The organism is Sinorhizobium americanum (genome assembly GCF_001651855.1).
In the GTDB taxonomy this organism is placed as follows: domain Bacteria; phylum Pseudomonadota; class Alphaproteobacteria; order Rhizobiales; family Rhizobiaceae; genus Sinorhizobium; species Sinorhizobium americanum.
Map to the genome: position 1 here is coordinate 146855 of NZ_LNQC01000056.1, position 17111 is coordinate 163965.

At 61.7% G+C, this 17111-nt stretch carries 8 protein-coding genes and 1 pseudogene; 1 reads left to right on the forward strand and 8 read right to left on the reverse strand.

The features are described from left to right. Positions 1–27 precede the first annotated feature (27 nt). From ATC00_RS16825 to ATC00_RS16840, 4 genes and pseudogenes are all read right to left on the reverse strand, one after another. Positions 28–1572 carry an HlyD family type I secretion periplasmic adaptor subunit gene (locus tag ATC00_RS16825; RefSeq protein ID WP_064253641.1) on the reverse strand — a complete coding sequence of 515 codons (1545 nt, stop codon included), beginning with the start codon at positions 1570–1572 and terminating at the stop codon, positions 28–30. A gap of 3 nt (positions 1573–1575) precedes the next feature. Further along, complete coding sequence (locus ATC00_RS16830; protein WP_064253642.1) at positions 1576–3342, reverse strand: type I secretion system permease/ATPase; 1767 nt, start codon at positions 3340–3342, stop codon at positions 1576–1578. Positions 3343–3416: 74 nt separating this feature from the next. Next, on the reverse strand, positions 3417–7523 hold the full coding sequence (locus tag ATC00_RS16835) for a DUF5801 repeats-in-toxin domain-containing protein (protein WP_064253643.1): 4107 nt from the start codon (positions 7521–7523) through the stop codon (positions 3417–3419). Between the two features lie 597 nt (positions 7524–8120). Next, positions 8121–8338: pseudogene (locus tag ATC00_RS16840) on the reverse strand (type 1 glutamine amidotransferase domain-containing protein); the annotation flags it as partial. A 120-nt stretch (positions 8339–8458) separates the two neighbouring features. Here ATC00_RS16840 and ATC00_RS16845 point away from each other — a divergent pair. Next, positions 8459–10312, forward strand: coding sequence for a TPR end-of-group domain-containing protein (locus tag ATC00_RS16845; protein WP_064253645.1), 1854 nt, complete (start codon positions 8459–8461; stop codon positions 10310–10312). A gap of 124 nt (positions 10313–10436) precedes the next feature. On the opposite strand, the gene ATC00_RS16850 is transcribed toward ATC00_RS16845, so the two are convergent. The 4 genes from ATC00_RS16850 to ATC00_RS16865 form a co-directional block, all read right to left on the reverse strand. Then, the gene (locus tag ATC00_RS16850) at positions 10437–11684 is read right to left on the reverse strand and encodes an adenylate/guanylate cyclase domain-containing protein (protein WP_064253646.1); all 1248 of its coding nucleotides are present in this window, start codon (positions 11682–11684) and stop codon (positions 10437–10439) included. Then, entirely contained in the window at positions 11681–12070 is a 390-nt protein-coding gene (locus ATC00_RS16855) for a response regulator (protein ID WP_064253647.1), read from the reverse strand. Before ATC00_RS16855 ends, ATC00_RS16850 begins: the two co-directional genes overlap by 4 nt. Continuing rightward, positions 12067–15111, reverse strand: coding sequence for a GAF domain-containing protein (locus ATC00_RS16860; protein ID WP_064253725.1), 3045 nt, complete (start codon positions 15109–15111; stop codon positions 12067–12069). Before ATC00_RS16860 ends, ATC00_RS16855 begins: the two co-directional genes overlap by 4 nt. A 704-nt stretch (positions 15112–15815) precedes the next feature. Beyond that, positions 15816–16952, reverse strand: coding sequence for an adenylate/guanylate cyclase domain-containing protein (locus ATC00_RS16865; RefSeq protein ID WP_199275548.1), 1137 nt, complete (start codon positions 16950–16952; stop codon positions 15816–15818). Positions 16953–17111 lie beyond the last annotated feature (159 nt).

The window sequence follows — 17111 nt, forward strand, 5'->3', positions numbered from 1 at the left end:
GTGTGGCCGAGTCTTTCTAGGCTTAGGCTAGTTCTCAATAAGGCTCCGCCGACCGCTGTCGAGGATCGGGGCAAGAAGATATGTGAACAGGCTCTGCTCGCCGTCCATGAGCATGACCTCCGCCGGCATCCCCGGAATAAGGTGCACGTCGTCGAGCTTTGCAAGGTCCGTAGGCGCGACCACCACTTTCGCCAGGAAATAGGTCGTTCCCGTTCGTTCATCGGCGATCGCATCCGCTGAGATCGAGCGCAGCCGGCCATGAATGAGCGGCAAGTTCCGCTGTCGATAAGCCGTGAGAATCACGCGGGCGGACATCCCGGATCTGACGCGCTCGATGTCGATCGGTCGGACCCGGGCGTCGATGACCACTCCGCTGTCATTTGGAACCAGGTCGAGCAGCGGCTGTCCTGGATCGATGACGCCTCTCTCCGTCGTGACGCGCAGATTCATCACCGTGCCGGGAAGCGGAGCTCGAATGACTGTGCGCTCAAGTATGTCCTCGCGTGTCGGTAGCTGGCTTTTGAGCTCAGCCAGGATCCGGCGCATTTCGGCGAGCTCCGCACCGAGCTTTTCCTGGCGCTCTTCGGCTATCGTAAGCAATTGCAGTCTCGTTTCGCCAACGGCTTGTGCATTCTCGGCGATCTTCGCCCGGTTCGCTGCCTTTGCGGCTGCGATGTCGGCACGATGACGCTTGAGAGCCAATATTCGCGGTTTGCGCTCCAAATGCTTTTCGAGGAGGTCCTGCGCGGCCGTAATTTCTTCGTCGATCAGCGCGATCTGCTCGGTTTCAGCGGCGATCACCTCCCGCAGGCCCGCGTTCTGCTCCTCGAGTTGCCGAGTGCGCGCCTCCAGGATCTGTATGCGCCCCTGATGCGCTGCTCGCCGGCTGACAAATAGTTGCCGCTGCCCTTCCATCAGTCGCTGTAGGCCCGCAGAGCTGCTGTTGTGAATGAGAAAGTCCGGAAAGCCGATTTCGGCAGCGTCGGTCCGCTCGGCCTCGAGTCGAGCCTCCGTTGCCAGAACGTGCAGAAGCCGCTCCCGTATTTCCGCGTCTTGAGACCTGGCCCTGATGTCATCGAGGGTAATCAGCGGATCTCCAACCTTGACCACATCACCCTCGCGAACGTGAATCGACCGAATGATCCCGCCTTCGAGGTGCTGAACGGTCTTGCGATACCCGTCGGGGCTGACGACCCCCGGGGCGAGCGACGCGCTCGCCAGCGGGGCGAGCACGGACCAGCCGCCCAACACGAGGATGAACAGTATGATTGCCAGAAGCCCCAAACGACGCGGCATCCGGGTGGCGGTCGCGAGCGCATCGGGCGACTTTTCGGCGCCGCGTCGACCGCTGAAGCGAAGCGTGCGCGCAAGGACGAAAAAGACGACCGCTGCAGTCCCCGAGACGATGAGTGCAATGGTCGTGTCGCTCAATTCGATGCCGGCAAGCGCCAACTGGTCACGGATCGTAGTGATCGTCGCGGCGTAACCGGCCGGCAGCGCCTCCATGGCGCGGGATAGCCGCGTCTCGGTCCAGATCACAGCAAAATTGATCAAATCCAGCATATCAGACATGCTTCATTCCCACGCGGAAAGGTGGTTCTCGCGGCCGACAACCTGTGTTCGATTTTCTGGATGAGGAGCTTGCAGGGGTCTTGCGGGCGCCGTTCCCGGCGGCTGTACTTGCCGCACCATCTGCTCGCGCGGGCCGAAGGCAGCAACGGCGCCGCTATGAAGTGCCAGGACCTTGTCGGCGCACTTCAGCACGGAAGCGCGGTGCGTGACGATCAACACGGTCGTTCGAAGCTGCTTGAGCGTCGTCAGTGCTTCGATCAGAGCCCGGTCTCCGGCCTCATCCATGTTCGCATTCGGCTCGTCCAACACGACGAATGCCGGATCGCCGTACAAGGCGCGCGCCAGCCCGAGGCGCTGCCGCTGCCCCAGTGAGATCCGCTGCGAGTGCAGTGCGATTTCGGTTTCGTAGCCGTTCGGCAATGAGAGGATCAGTTCGTGAACGCCGGCGACTTCCGCTGCCTGGATCAGCGCGTTGCTGTCCACCTCCCGGAAACGTGCGATGTTCTGAGCCACCGTGCCTGGCAGGAGCTCGACCTGCTGCGGCAAATAGCCGATATGCGGACCTAACTCCTCCGGGTCCCAATCGAAAACGTCGGCCGCGTCGAGGCGGACGTGACCCTTGGTCGGTTTCCAGGCGCCGACAGCGAGGCGACAGAGCGTCGATTTGCCGGCGCCAGACGGTCCGACCACTGCACAGTTTTCGCCCGGTTGGATCGCGAAGCTGATGGCGCTGAGGACAGGCTCCTGTGTGCCGGGAGGCAAATAGAACACGTTCTCGAAGGCGAGCCCGCCTTTCGGACGGGGGAGGGTGACGCGGTCGTGGTCACCGTTTGACGTGCCGGCGAAGAGTTCCTTCAGGTTTGCATGGGCGTTCCTTGCTGCCACTAAGGAACGCCAGGCACCGGTCGCCCGTTCGATCGGCGCGAGCGCGCGGCCCATGACGATGGACCCTGCAATCATCGCGCCCGCGGTCATCTCGCCGAGAAGGACGAAATAGGCGCCAACAGCCAGGATAGCAATCTGCAGGATCAGCCGTAGGCTGCGCGAAATCGAAAGGATCGTGGTCGTCCGATCGGCCAGGAGCTGCTGTTCGGCCACCACTTCGGCCTGACGGCGGCGCCAACGGTCGAAGACAGCCTGTGCCATGCCGAGAGGTCGGATCGTCTCGCCGCCATCGACATAGCGCATGGCATTCTCCTGATGGGCCTTGGTGACGGCTGTGACGCGCTTCTGGCGGTCCCGTGTCAGCGCATCGTTTGTCAAGGCGAGCCCGAGGAGGATGGCGGCGCCGCCGGTGGCAACCACACCCAGGGCAGGGTGCAAAGCCCAGATGAAGGCGAGGAAGATGACGCTCCAGGGCATGTCGAGTAGGGCGAGCACGGCATCGCCCGCATAGAAGGACCTGAGGTCGGTCACGTCGCGGCTGCCAGCGCGCCCTTCCTTGCCCGCGAGCCGCACTTCCATGGCGCGTTTCAGCATCGGCGCGTTGAGCTCGCTGTCGAGCCAGCCGGCCGCACGGCCGAGGACCACCCGCCTTGCCTGCTCGAGCGCGCCGTAAATGACCACGGCAAAAATCGCTATCAACGTCAGCCACAGGAGCGTGTCCAGCGACCCGCTCGACAGCACCCGGTCATAGACCTGCAGCATGTAGATGCTGCTGACGAGGAGCAAGAGGTTGAGCAGGCAGCTCAGCAAGATCAGCAGCGGGAACTGCCTGCGGATAGCGCTTATGACTTCCTGGAGACGGGTTGTACTGGTATGAGCTGGCATCGATTACCTTCCGCGACTGGAAACCTTGCTGGGAAGGTGCGAGCCCACCCACCGGGGGCGGGCTCGCAGCCGTGTCAGACAACCGCCTCGATCAGATCGATCGAGAACGAATCGGAACTGCTGTCGCCATCGCCGTCGAACAGGGTCGCGGTGAAGTCGAGCTGGAGCGGCTCGGGGTCGAACACCTGCTCGACCGAGAACGCGATCACCGGGATCTTGATGGTCCCCTCTCCCATGGTGAGCTGGACCGCGTCGATTTGCTTGGCCCCACCGTCGATCTCGAAGGAAAAGCCGCCCGCCGCCACGCCCGAGGTGACCGGGGTCAGCATGCCGGCCGTGACCTTCGTCGCCGCCTGGACGGTTCCGTCGGTATAATAGACGGTGAAATAGAGCTCCTCGGTGGCCGGGTTATAGCCGCCGACGGAGTTGTCGATGAACACCGTCACCTTGTCCACTACCGTCTCGGGGTTGACGACGAAGCTCTCGTCGCCCGAGGTGATCGAGGTGCCCGCAAAGGCTCCAGTCCCGGCGCCCTCACTCGCACCGTTGAGATTGTTGTTGTTGATGCCGATGCCCGAGGTCGACACGTTCATCTGCGTCGACGGGTTGATCAGGCTCGGGATCGGGAACAGCCCCTCGATCTGCGCCTCCGTCAGGTCGCCGGCTCCCTCGACAACGAGATCTTCGATGTCGTTAGTCGGGGGTGAGGACACGCCTTGGATCGGCGCCGTCGCGACGACGCCGAAGAACACGATGTCGTCGGCTCCCGCCTCGCTGCCGCCGAACAGCAGAGTCTGCACTGCGTCGGGTCCACCTGCCTTGAGCGATCCCTGCGAGGTGTCGAAGGTCCTAGTAGTCGGAGGCGGCGTCGTCACATCGAGGTCGTAAGTGTCGTTGACCGGATCGAAAGTCAAAGTGAAGCCCACCGTCTCATCGGTGCCGTCGCCGTTGAAGTCGTCCGTGATCGACCCGGTGAACGTGAAGTTGCCCGTCTTTGTCAGGGCGGTGTCGACGGTGATAAGTCCATCGTCGTCGATCTCGTAACTGTCAAAGTTCACGCTCAGCGACGCGAACCCGTCGCTGCCGGGATTGTTGTCGTCCCAGGTGCCCTGGGCACCGTCGTCATAGTTTCCATTCGAGTCAGCGACCGTGACGGCCGGCCCGTCATCCTCGAAGTCGATCAGGCTGCCGAGCTCGATCTTGTCCGAGCCGGTGTCACCATCGCCGTCGGTCAGTGTCGCCTGCAGTTCGACCAGTCCGGAGGCCATGCTCACTGCGCTGTCATGGTCGTTCGAGTCCGCGCCGTGGCTGAGTGCCCGGTAAAGCGTGGTCGTCACGTTGCCGGTCGCGCTGGCAACCGCGATGGTAAACACCAGGTGGTTGCCGGTTGCGCTGCGGCCCTCGATCACGCCGCCATTGTTGACGAGCACCACGGCCGAGCCTGTGGCGATGTCGGTGAGGCCGGTCGCGCCGGCATTCAGCACCAGCGAATAGGCCTTGCCATCCTGGCCGTCGGAGCCCGCATCGACGGTCTCGCTGAACAGCGTCGCCGCGGTCGTGACGGCGTAGCCAATCGCGCCCGCCGGCGCCCCGGCGGTGGTCTCGTCGTTCGGCTGCGCATTGCCGGGCTCATCCTTGGCCGAGCCGCCGGTGCCGACCGACTCGTCGACCCCGATAGTCGGCGCCAGTGAGGTCAGGTCGATCGCCGGCCCGTCATCCTCGAAGTCGATCAGGCTGCCGAGCTCGATCTTGTCCGAAGCGGTGTCGGTATCGCGGTCGGTCAGCGTCGCCTGCAGTTCGACCAGCCCGGTAGCCATGCTCACCGCGCTGTCATGGTCGTTCGAGTCCGCGCCGTGGTCAAGCGCCCGATAGAGCGTGGTCGTTACGTTGCCTGTCGCGCTGGCAACCGCGATGGTAAACACCAGGTGGTTGCCGGTTGCGCTGCGGCCCTCGATCACGCCGCCATTGTTGACGAGCACCACAGCCGAGCCTGTAGCGATGTCGGTGAGGCCGGTGGCGCCGGCATTGAGCACCAGCGAGTAGGCCTTGCCGTCCTGGCCGTCGGAGCCCGCATCGGCAGTCTCACTGAACAGAGTCGCCGCCGCCGTGACTTTGTAGCCGATCGCGCCAGCCGGCGCCCCGGCGGTGGTCTCGTCGTTCGGCTGCGCATTGCCGGGCTCGTCCTTGGCCGAGCCGCCTGTGCCGACCGACTCGTCGACTCCAATTCTCGGCGCGAGCGAGGTCAGGTCGATCGCCGGCCCGTCATCCTCGAAGTCGATCAGGCTGCCGAGCTCGATCTTGTCCGAGCCGGTGTCTCCGTCGCCGTCGGTCAGCGTCGCCTGCAGTTCGACCAGCCCGGAGGCCATGCTCACCGCGCTGTCATGGTCGTTCGAGTCCGCGCCATGGCTGAGGGCCCGGTAAAGCGTGGTCGTTACGTTGCCGGTCGTGCTGGCGACCGCGATGGTGAACACGAGATGATTGCCGGTTGCGCTACGGCCTTCGACAACCCCGCCGACGAGAGAGAGCACCACCGCCGAGCCTGTGGCGATGTCGGTGAGGCCCGTCGCGCCGGCTGTGAGCACGAGCGAATAGGCCGTCCCGTCCTCTCCGTCCGAGCCCGGCTCGGTTGTTTCGGAGAAGAGCGTCGCTGCCGCCGTGACCGCATAGCCGATCGCGCCCGCCGGCGCCCCGGCCGCGGCCTCGTCGTTGGCCGCTGCACCGCCCGGCTCGTCCTTCGTCGAGCCGCCGGTACCGACCGACTCGTCGACCGCGATTGTCGGCGCGAGCGACGTCAGGTCGATCGCCGGCCCGTCATCCTCGAACCTGACCTTGGAGCCGACCTCCTCGACGTCACTGGATACCTGCGTGATTGTGAAGCCGCCGAGATCGAAGGAAACGTTGCTGCCTTGGCCCGATGCCGGCTGATCGTTGCGGATCAGCACGCGATTATGATCGTCGGTGGTCGTGTACTGGATGATGTCGTCATCCTTTACGCCCGTGATCGTGGCTATGCCGCCACTTATCGTGACGTTCACACCGAGGGTGCCGGTGACGTCGACCCCGCCGCGGATGACCTGCACCGACGCGATGGCGACGGCGGCATCACCCGTCGTGAGCGGATTATTGTCGATATAGCCGGTCCCGCTTGCGTCTGCCGTGAGAAAGGCTTGAAGCTCCACGGTCGCGGTCGTGTTGGCATTTCCGGGCGTCATTTGCGAGATCGTGAACGCGGCGCCCGTAACGTCCTGGGCATAGCCGCTGAAAGCGATGTTGGATTCGAGGTTTGCTTCCGTCGGCGTGAGACCGGGAACGAGGAAGTTGGAATTGGCCCCGGTCACGAAGGTGACGACCAACGCCTTCTGGGCCTTGATCTGCTGACCTTCGGTGCCGAGCGTGGTGGCACCGCCGCCCTGGCCGGTATTGACCGTGTCGCCGTCATTCGACACATTCTGGCCAGCCGACTGGTCGGCCGGATCCTCGCCGGTGACAAGGATTGCCAGCGACGTGTTTCCGAACATCATGAAGAGGTTCTGGCCGGAAGGCGCATTTGCGAAGGAAAAGTCATTCTCCGCGACAGCGGCGACGAACAGCTTGTCCGCCAGGTCGAGGGACTCGTCATGGTCATCCGTGGTGTGTGCCAGCGTGTAGCCGTCCGCGAGCACGGTCCACATCTTGGCCCCGATGGTGATGTTGCTGGCGTTCTTCACCTCCTCGAGATAGATGGCGAACACGATGGGATCGTCACCGCTATCCCCAGCCACGCCGTAGACAATATTGTTGTCGTCCGGATCGGCGAAAAGATAGATTTCAGTGATAGTCCCGTCAGGAGCTACGGCAGACAAGCCGCTGTTGAGGGTGGAGGTCGCGCCTGCCTCATAGGCCGTGAACGCGGCACCATTCTCGCCTCTAAACGCGAAGTCGGTGGTAGCCGTGGCGCCAGTGACAGTGATGATGTTGGCACCGGTGTTGCCGGCGGCGCCGTTGTGGCCGCTCAGCGCCGCCTCGGCGAATGTCACCACCCCATGTGAGCTCAGCGCGGTCGAAAACGCCGCCGGCAGGGGGTTGCTCGTATCGTTGTCATCAGCGTCACCCGCGGGGGACGGTGTTGCAGTTGCGTTCTGCAGGTCTTCGGTCTCGTCGAGAACGACAAACGCGCCAGCTGATGTGATCGCGATAGCCATGTTTCATCCTCCCTCATAAACCGCCCTAGCGGTTGTCAGTGGTGTGCGAGTCCCCAGGCCGCTGGAAAGGCCAGGGTACACCTGCTGTCATGGACGTGATGGGGAAGTGGCAGCCGCAGGCCGCCTGCAAAAAACGGACACCCAGAGAACCGCCGGCTGCGCATCGTCTTGCGGACCAGCATTCACATCGCTGTGGCGATGGAAAGAATCCCCTTGTAGCGCTCTTCAAGGCTGCCATCGCTGAACTCCTCCACGCGTGTCCACGTGAAGGCACTCCCTCGTTCAGATGAGGTCGTCAGCCATCTGTCGGATTAGGAGCCTACCCCTACTCGTTACCTGCTCCCATGCTCGGTAGATAGCGGCGGCATTCTTTTAGAGAGCGCTTATTTTCAGTGTTCTTCAAGTCACCCTTAAGAGGTACTCAGAATGGGCTATCATTCTCTGCCGGATAATGTCTTTGGAGTAGCCCATGGAGCGATCATAGACATTTGTCCCATCTATTGCAGAGGAGGGCATGACAAGCTCCGGGTTGCTGAAGGTGATCCGCCGCCGGCAGATCACGCTGTTTCAGAGCGGTCAGGCGGCCGTGCTCTTCATCTAGCCAAAAGCAGCCAGAAGCGCCTGCGCTGCCTCACTCGATGAGGCCGGGTTCTGACCGGTGATGAGCTGGTCATCGACGACTGTGTGCACGCCCAGTCCTTGATCGTGGAGGAGACCGCACCGAGGCTGATGAGCTCGCCCTCGACGAGGAACGGCACGACGTGCGTGAGACCTACAGCCTCTTCCTCGCTGTTGGTGAAGCCAGTGACGTAGCGCATGACCATGCCCAAAAGCGGGCTCTAATCCGCTCCCACTCACGACAAACGCTGTGAATGTAGCGAAAATTCGCGCATATTTACTCTTCGCTAATGTGCCCCGCAGGAGCGGACATCGCTGTGGATCGAAAGCTCGCAGCCATTCTTTCAGCCGATGTTGCCGGGTTCAGTCGCCTTGCGGCACTGGACGAGGAGGGCACGCTTCAGGCACTTGATCTGTGCCGCAGCCGGATTGCCGAATTAGTGGACCAACATGGCGGCCGCATCTTCGGCAGCGCAGGTGACGGCCTTGTCGCCGAGTTCCCAAGTGCTGTTCAGGCCGTCCGGTGTTCCGTAGAAATCCAGCGCGGCCTTCCCAGCCTTTCAGAAAACCTCCCACCCGATTACCGCTTGGAATATCGCATCGGCGTTAATCTCGGCGACGTGGTTGTGTCGGGAGACGATCTTCTCGGCGACGGCGTCAACATCGCGGCACGCCTGCAGGAGATCGCTGCCCCGTCAACCATCTGCATTTCCGCATCGGTGCGCGAGCATCTCGACGGCAAGGTGCCGTTCAGGCTGACCAGCCTCGGCGAACGGACCCTGAAGAACATCCCCAGGCTCATTTACGTGTTCCGGGTCGACTGGCAGCAGGAGACATCCAACGGGCGCGGCATTGCGTCCGTCTTCGCACCGGCGATCCACGGTGAGAAGGATAGGCCTTCCATCGCCGTCCTGCCGTTCGAGACCGGGGGACCCGACCAGGAATGGTTCTCCAACGGGATTGCGGAAGACATTACCACGGCGCTGGCGAAGAGCCGGAGGCTGCGGGTCGTTTCGAAGAATTACAGTTTTGCCTTCAAGGGGCACGACATCCGGGGAAACGAGATCGCACGCGAGCTCCACGTCCGATATCTCCTGGAAGGAAGCGTGCGCCTGTCGGGCGAGCGCGTGCGCGTCTCCACGCGGCTGCTTGAGGGAGCGACCGGAGAATTGCTCTGGGCGGAGCGGTTCGACCGGGAGTATGCCAACGTATTTGCGATCCAAGACCAGATCACCGAAGCTGTCGTCCAGCACTTGGAACTCGAACTGATGCCGGAGGAGCGCCAGGCCATCCAGCAGGCCCGTACGGACAATGTCGAGGCCTATCACTACGAGCTGCGGGGTCGGCAATTGGCGCTGGCATTGACGAAGTCAAATCTCCAGCTAGCCCGGAGCATGTTCGCCAAGGCGGCAGAACTCGATGCCGGCTACGCGCGCGCCTATGCCGGCATGGTGATCTGCGATTGTTACCTGCGCGAGTGGCACGGCCAGAAGGTACCGGCGGGTGAGATCCTGCCCATCGCGGACAAGGCGGTGGATCTCGACCCCGGTCTTCCGGAGGCGCACACAGCACGGGGATTTGCGCTGTTCTGCAACGAAAAATACGATGATGCAGACCGCTCATATCGGCAGGCTCTCTCCATCGATCCGAACTCATACGACGCCAACTTCTTCTTCGCCTCGACCATCGTGCGCTTCCGAAACGACCGGGAGAGGATGGTGTCGCTGTTCAAGCTGGCCGCCCGGCTGCGGCCGGACGACTACGTTTCGCCGATGATGATCGCCGGCTTTCTCGGCAAGAACGATCCGGAAAGACTGGAATGGGCAAGGGCATGTGTCGAACGGGCGGAACGCGCTGTGGACCTCTATCCTGAGAATGCCTCGCCATTGCATCGCGGCGCGGTGGCGCTTGCCTACCTCGGCGACGGGGAGAAGGCCCACTCCTGGCTGGCGCGCGCTCTCGCGATCGACCCGGATGAGTTTATTGCACTGGTCAATGCGGCGAGCATTCATGCTCAGTTCGGCGAAGTGGAAGACGCGCTGCACTATCTCGAAAAGGCCACCCGGAAAGTCCCGCAGAACACGATAGATATGCTGCGAAACGATGTCGACTTCGAGGCAATCCGAGATCACCCGCGCTTTTCGCTGGTTCTTCGCCCGCGCAATTCGTGAAGTATCGGCGCCGGAAAATCTCCTCCGGGAGCCAGCCTCACGTCAGAGGGAGATTCGATCCTCAAGTCGAGCCACTTACGAGTGGCTGCCCGAACGCAATCTCGCGCCACATCGAAGCAGCGTTTTAGACGGTGATACTCGTCCCTATGTCGCCGTTCAACAGCCGCCTCAGGTGAAAGCTCGCAAGCCGGTCCTCCGCGTTGCGGCCGACCAAGGCGGCAAACGACGCGACCGCATCACAATCGCCGACCTCCAGCTTTTCGAAAGCCTCCACGTACGCCCTTGTTTCTGCGCTGGCACATTGATCGGCTTTGAGCGGCTCGAAAGCGCGGATCGGCACGGTGCGACCTCTGAGGAGGAGGTCGCCCACAGGGCGGCCGCAAAAGTGCTGCGCGTTGGTGGCAATGCTGGCGCTCACACACACTCGGGTCCCGAACGTCTTGTTGGCTGCCTGCAGGCGCGCGGCAACGTTAATGGTGTCGCCATAGGCGCTGTAGTCGAAGAACCTTCCTCCCCCGAAGTTTCCGACGACGGCGGGTCCGGCATGCACGCCAATCCGCGTGTGGCCGAGAGCAATTCCTTCTCCGCACCAGTGTTCGCGGAACGAGCAGGCAAAGGCGTCAAGTTCGAGTGAACAGGCGACTGCGCGCGTGGCGTGGTCCGGCTGATCGGAGGGCGCCCCGAACAGCACGTGGAGCGCATCACCGATGATCTTGGCCACCGTGCCATCATGCGCGAACACAATGTCGGTCATCCCGGCGATGTAATCGTTCAAAAGCTGCCCGAGCAGCTTCGGTTCAATCGTCTCCACGAGGGTGGTAAAACCGGTCAAGTCGGTAAAAAGAGACGCAACCTCTCGGCGCGTTCCGCCGAGATTGACGGCATGGATGCCGCTGGCAAGGCGATCAGCCAGATTAGGTGAGAAGTAACGCGAAAGCGACGCGCGCGCCTGCTCCGCCTCCGCCTGTCGGCGCTGAGCCTCGCGCAGGGCCTCGACGTGGTGAATCGTCTTTGCGATTGTAGCTTCGAGATCGTAAAAATCGATCGGCTTCGTGACGAAGTCATAGGCACCGCGGTTCATAGCAGTGCGGATGTTGGCCATGTCGCTGTATGCGGAAACAACGATCGTCGAGAGTTCGTCCCGCCTCTCCTGAAGCTTCGACAACAGCGACAGCCCGTCCATGCGCGGCATATTGATGTCGCTCAGCACCAAATCCACATCTTGGTGGTCAGCCAGTACTGCCAGCGCCTCAACACCGTCGCGGGCAAAGAGAAAGCGCAGCGTCCCGCCCCGGATCTGCTTGCGGAACTTCTGGACGAGAAGAAGTTCCAGATCCGGCTCATCGTCGACGACGAGAATGCAGGTGCTCATCGGAGGCTACCAACACGGTTCTCGATTTCTTCTCTGAGTGCAACGAAGTCGATCGGCTTCGCAAGCAATGCCTCGGCGCCACCTTCAAGGGCTCTGCGCTTCGTTTCCGGATCTCCATAGGCGGTAATCATGATCACGGGCACATCAGGCCGAATGCTTCTCGCCATCGGCAGCAATTCGAGGCCGCTCATGCCTGGCATGTTAATATCCGACAGGATGAGAATGAGTGTAACATCGCTGGCATCAACGATTCGCGCGAGTGCGGACGCCGCCGACTGTGCGAACTCCATTGCGAAACGTCCAGAACGCAGGTCTCGGCGGAATTGCTGGCGGAAAAGCAGCTCGATATCCGGTTCGTCATCGACGACTAGAATGAGAAGGCTCATGATCTGCCCTCCTGCTTTGCAACCGGAGCCGCGATCCGTGGTAATCGGATGCGAAACTCGGTGTATTGACCAAGTTCCGTATCGACTTCGATCGAACCTCCGTGTTGCTTGACAACGATGTCGTGGCTGAGGGAGAGGCCGAGCCCTGTGCCCTCGCCAGCAGGCTTGGTTGTAAAGAAGGGATTAAACATCTTCTCCCGTACCTTGGCCGGGATGCCGGGCCCATTGTCGCGAATAATGATCTCGACGCTGTCACCGAGGTTCCTGGTTTTTGCAGCCAGTGTCGGCTCATACCGTTCACGGGTATCGGAAGCTGCGCGCCTGCCTGTGGCATAGAAGCCGTTGGCGATCAGATTAAGGAGGACCCGCGTGATCTCTTGCGGGTAAAGGTCGACCTCACCGGCGGCCGGGTCGAGGGATTTCTCGAGCGTTATGTTGAAGCCCTGCTTCTCGGCACGGGCGCCGTGATAGGCGAGATTGAGGCTCTCCTCGACGAGGGCATTTATGTCGACTGCTCGCCGCTCTCCCACCCCTTGGCGTGAGTGCAGAAGCATGTTCTTGACGATTGAGTCGGCACGCTTCCCATGTTCGACAATCTTTTCGAGATTGCCCCTGAGCATCACAGCCAACTCGTCTATCTCGGCCCGCGCGCTCCCCTCGGAGACCGCGCCGTCGAGCGCCCGTTGCAACTCCTCCACCAGTTCGACCGAGATCGCCGAAAAGTTATTGACGAAGTTCAGTGGGTTTTTGATTTCGTGCGCGATGCCGGCGGTCAGTTGCCCAAGTGAAGCGAGTTTTTCGGTTTGAACCAACCTGTCCTGCGCGGTCCTCAACTCCTCGAGCGAGCGTGACAGCGCCTCGGTTCTCTCCTGCACTTCCTGAAAGAGCCGGACGTTTTCGATGGCGATCACCGCCTGATCGGCGAAAGTCGACGCCAATTCGACCTGCTTGTCGGTGAATGGCCGAACGGCCGAGCGGGTCAATGCAAGCACGCCGATTGGGCTCCCCTCGCGCAAGAGTGGCACACCGAGCACCGTACGAAATCCACCAAGTCGTTGCCCTTCGCGCAGCTCGTATTCGGGATCATCAAGGACGTCGGCTACCTGGACGGGCCGAACCTCGAGCAGGGTTCGCCCAACTATGGTCCCGCGCCCCGGCTCCAGCGGGAGAGCCCGCAGATATCGTCCGAACTCCTGCGACAAACCAAAGTCGGCGACCGGATAATGCGCGTCTCCCATCGGCCGGGTCATCGTTGCCATGTCCGCATCGCAAAGCCGGGCAGCGGACGCTACGAGCGTGTCTAGCACCAATTGAAGGTCGAATGCCGATCGGCTGATAACCTTCAGAACGTCGGCGGTCGCCGTCTGCTGCTCCAGCGCCCCCGCGAGCTCTGCTGTGCGCGCATTCACTTCGTCAAACAGCCGCACGTTCTCGATCGCAATCACCGCCTGGTCGGCAAAGGTCTGGAGAAGTCCAATCTGCTTCTCGGTGAAAGGCTTGACTTCGGTCCGGCGTATGACGAGACCACCGATAGCTTCCTGCCGCCGGAGCAGGGGCGCCGCCAAGATGGTACGATGACCCATCCGCACGGCCATCCGGTGGCCGTCCGGGTATTCGTCGGCCTCGGTCGTCAGATCAGTCACATGAATCGGTCTTCTGTCCAGGACGGCCCGGCCAGTGACCCAGTCCCGGGACACTGGCCAGCTAAAGAAATCCATTGGAATCGGCCCATGATGGGCTCTCGCATGGAGCGAGTCTCCATCCTTCAGCAGTATCACTGCATCGTAAGCGTCGCAAAGCCGCACGGCAGACTCAACAAGCGTGTCAAGCACCGCCTGGAGGTCGAATGCTGACCGGCTGATGACTTTGAGGACGTCCGCTGTCGCAGTTTGCTGCTGCAGCGATTCTTTGAGCTCAAGATTGCGCTTGTCCAGATCGGTGAAGAGCCGAACGTTCTCGATCGCGATCACCGCCTGATCGGCGAAGGTTCGCAGCAGCGCGACCTGTCGCTCCGGAAAACATCCGACCTCGCGCCGATCGACGCCGATTGCTCCGATGGGACGGCCGTTCAGCGTGAGCGGCACACCGATGGCACTGCGGTAGGACATGATCTTCGCCAACGAGAGGAGTTGATACTCGGGATCGGCAAACACGTCCGCAATTTGCTCTATGGTACCGCTGAGAAAGGCACGCCCCGTCACATTGGTCCTGCTTGGCTTCCGGGGAAAAATGGCACGGGTCGCTTCTATGCCTTCGCGAGAGACACCATGATAGGCAACCGGGTGCATGAGTTCCCCGTCGAACCGGAAGACAAAGCAGAATTCCGCCGCGCACAGCCTCGCCGCGTTCTTTGCGATTGAGTCGAACACCGGCTGCACGTCGGTGGGCGAAGTTGAGATGACGCGCAGGATCTCACTTGTGGCCGACTGCTGCTCAAGTGCCTCTGTGAGCTCTCGATTGCGCGCTTGGGCCTCTTCAAACAGGCGGACGTTCTCGATGGCGATCACCGCCTGATCGGCGAAAGTTCGCAGGAGCTCGACATGGCGCTCTGGAAACAAGCCGCCCTCGCGTCGAGTAACGGCGATTGATCCAATTGGCCGCCCGTTGAGGACCAGCGGCACGCCGATGGCGCTGTTGTAGGATACGATTCTCGCGAGCGAGAGCATCTTGTAATCAGCGTCCTCATAGACGTCGGGAATTTGCTCGACGGCACCGCTCAGAAAGGCTCGCCCGGTGACATTACCTCTACTAGGTCGCTGCGGAAAATTGGCACGTACTGCTTCAATACCTTCCTGTGAAACTCCGTGATAGGCTGTCGGGTGTAGCAGTTCTCCATCGAACCGAAATACGAAGCAAGATTCTGCTTCACACAGCCTCGCTGCGTTCTCCGCTATCGCCTGGAAAACCGGCTGTACGTCGTTGGGGGAGAGCGAAATGACACGCAGGATTTCGCCGGTCGCCGCCTGCTGTTCGATTGCCTCGGCAAGCTCGCGTCTGAGCAGTTCCACCTGACGTCTGATGCTCCGGCTCGACTGCTCCACGGTACGCCCCCCAGCAGTGCTCACAAGCGACCGGTTCAGCACGGTCTTCAGCCTCGCGGTGACCAATGGCAGGGCCGCAATGCCAACGAGAATACCTTATTCGGTTAGCGGTGACGAGATTTAGCTCCTGCTTATGAGCTGCGGGTGAGCTTCCATGTGGAACGCCCAGGCGCGCCAGCTGGGGGTTCCGGCGGACCCATCTGTGACACGCGGGGCGGATTGCACGCGCCTTGCAGCCACGCGGAGCAGGATTTTGCAGTGCTCGTGTGGGGATGCCGCGTACGCGTCAACCGGACATGCAAATGTGTTCAACTCAGTCCAGCCCTCAACGGGTAATCCCGCCTTCACCAGTCCTCAGCGGAATTGCTCGGACCCACCCCTTTAAGCCAAACGATGACTGTCTCTGATTTAGGCCTATTCTGCGTTGAACCGACGGTCTGCAATGGTCTCAAGCCAAGACGTTCATCGCGTTCACCGTAGATGAAAGGGGCGAAGAACCTGGAGTTCCAGCCTAGCGAGGGGATTCCACGCCAAAGAGGTCGGTCCTATGGTGCATCCGTGGCGGCGTAAATCTGCCAACTTCCGGGAACGTCACGTAGGGTCACTTCACCAAGTGCCTTGAATGCGACACCGGCGCCGACCACGAGATCCTTGACCGTGCCGGAGACGATGACGTCGCTCGCCCCGGCGTGATCGAGCAGGCGCTAGGCGAGGTGCACGGCGATCCCGCTCAAGTCATTGCCCCGCTTCTCGCACTCCCCGGTGTGGAGGGCGGCACGCACGGCGAGCCCCATGTCGGCCGCCCGATGGCGTATCGCAGAAGCGCATTGGATGGCCCGGCTCGGTCCGTGAAAGACTGCCAAGAAGCCATCTCCGGTCGTCTTTATTTCACTGCCGCCGAAGCGATCGAGTTCAGCTCGCACGGCAGCATCGTGGCGGTGCAGGAGCTCCTCCCACCGCCGATCACCGAGCTCGGCCGCGATGGAGGTGGAGCCGACGATGTCGGTGAACAACACGGTGAGCAGGATGCGTTCCGACGCTGGCTGCGGTCGAATGCCGGTCAGAAACTCCTCGATTTCGTCGAGAGTGCGGTCGGCATCGCCGGCCCAAATCACGTGATCGTCGCCCGGAAGTTCCACCCATTTTGCTCCTGGAATGTGATCGGCGACGTAGCGGCCCTCCTCGACATTCACCCATCGGTCTCCGGTCCGGTGCAGGACGAGCGTGGGAACATGGATGGCGCTGAGAATTCCGCGAACATCGATCTCGGTGTTCCAGCGCCAGAGGTCGATGGCATCCTGCGGCGAGGCGGAATTGCGCAAGTATCCGGCAAGCCAGTCGCGCGCCTCCTTATCGTGGACGTGACTCGGCGCCGCGTTGCTGAGATCAAATGCTCCGCCCCAGTCTCGCGCGATCGCGGCGAGTTCTTCGTCGACCTGCTCGCGGGTCTTCGCCCATGGGTAATCTTCTGCCCACAGTCCTTTGGCGAAAGATCCGTTGAGCACGAGTGCGGCGGTCTTCTCAGGATAGGTGGCCGCGAACAGCATGCACATATTGCCGCCTTCGGAGGTGCCCATCAGCGCCGCTCGGCGAGAACCTGCAGCATCTAGGACCGCCTGCATGTCTCGCATTCGTTCCTCCAGAGTTGGAAACCCGACATTGCGATCGGACAGACCCGTGCCGCGCTTGTCGAACAGAATCAACCGCGAAAACGCGCTCAGCCGCTCGAACACATGCGCCAAAGGAGGAAAGATCCAGGCATAATCCAGATTGGATACCCAGCCCGGCACATAGATGATATCGAGCGGGCCATCGCCGATCGTCTGATAAGCGATGTTCAATCCGTCACTTCTTGCGTAGCGTGTGCTCGGTCGCATTGTACAAGAGTAGCACGATGCACCGACGCTCGCATTGCCAATGCAGAGGCTGGAGGGCGGCTTCGGCCCAATCGGTGGCGCCCGTTTCCCCTTTCACCGGCGACTCCATTGGGGCTGGTTTGC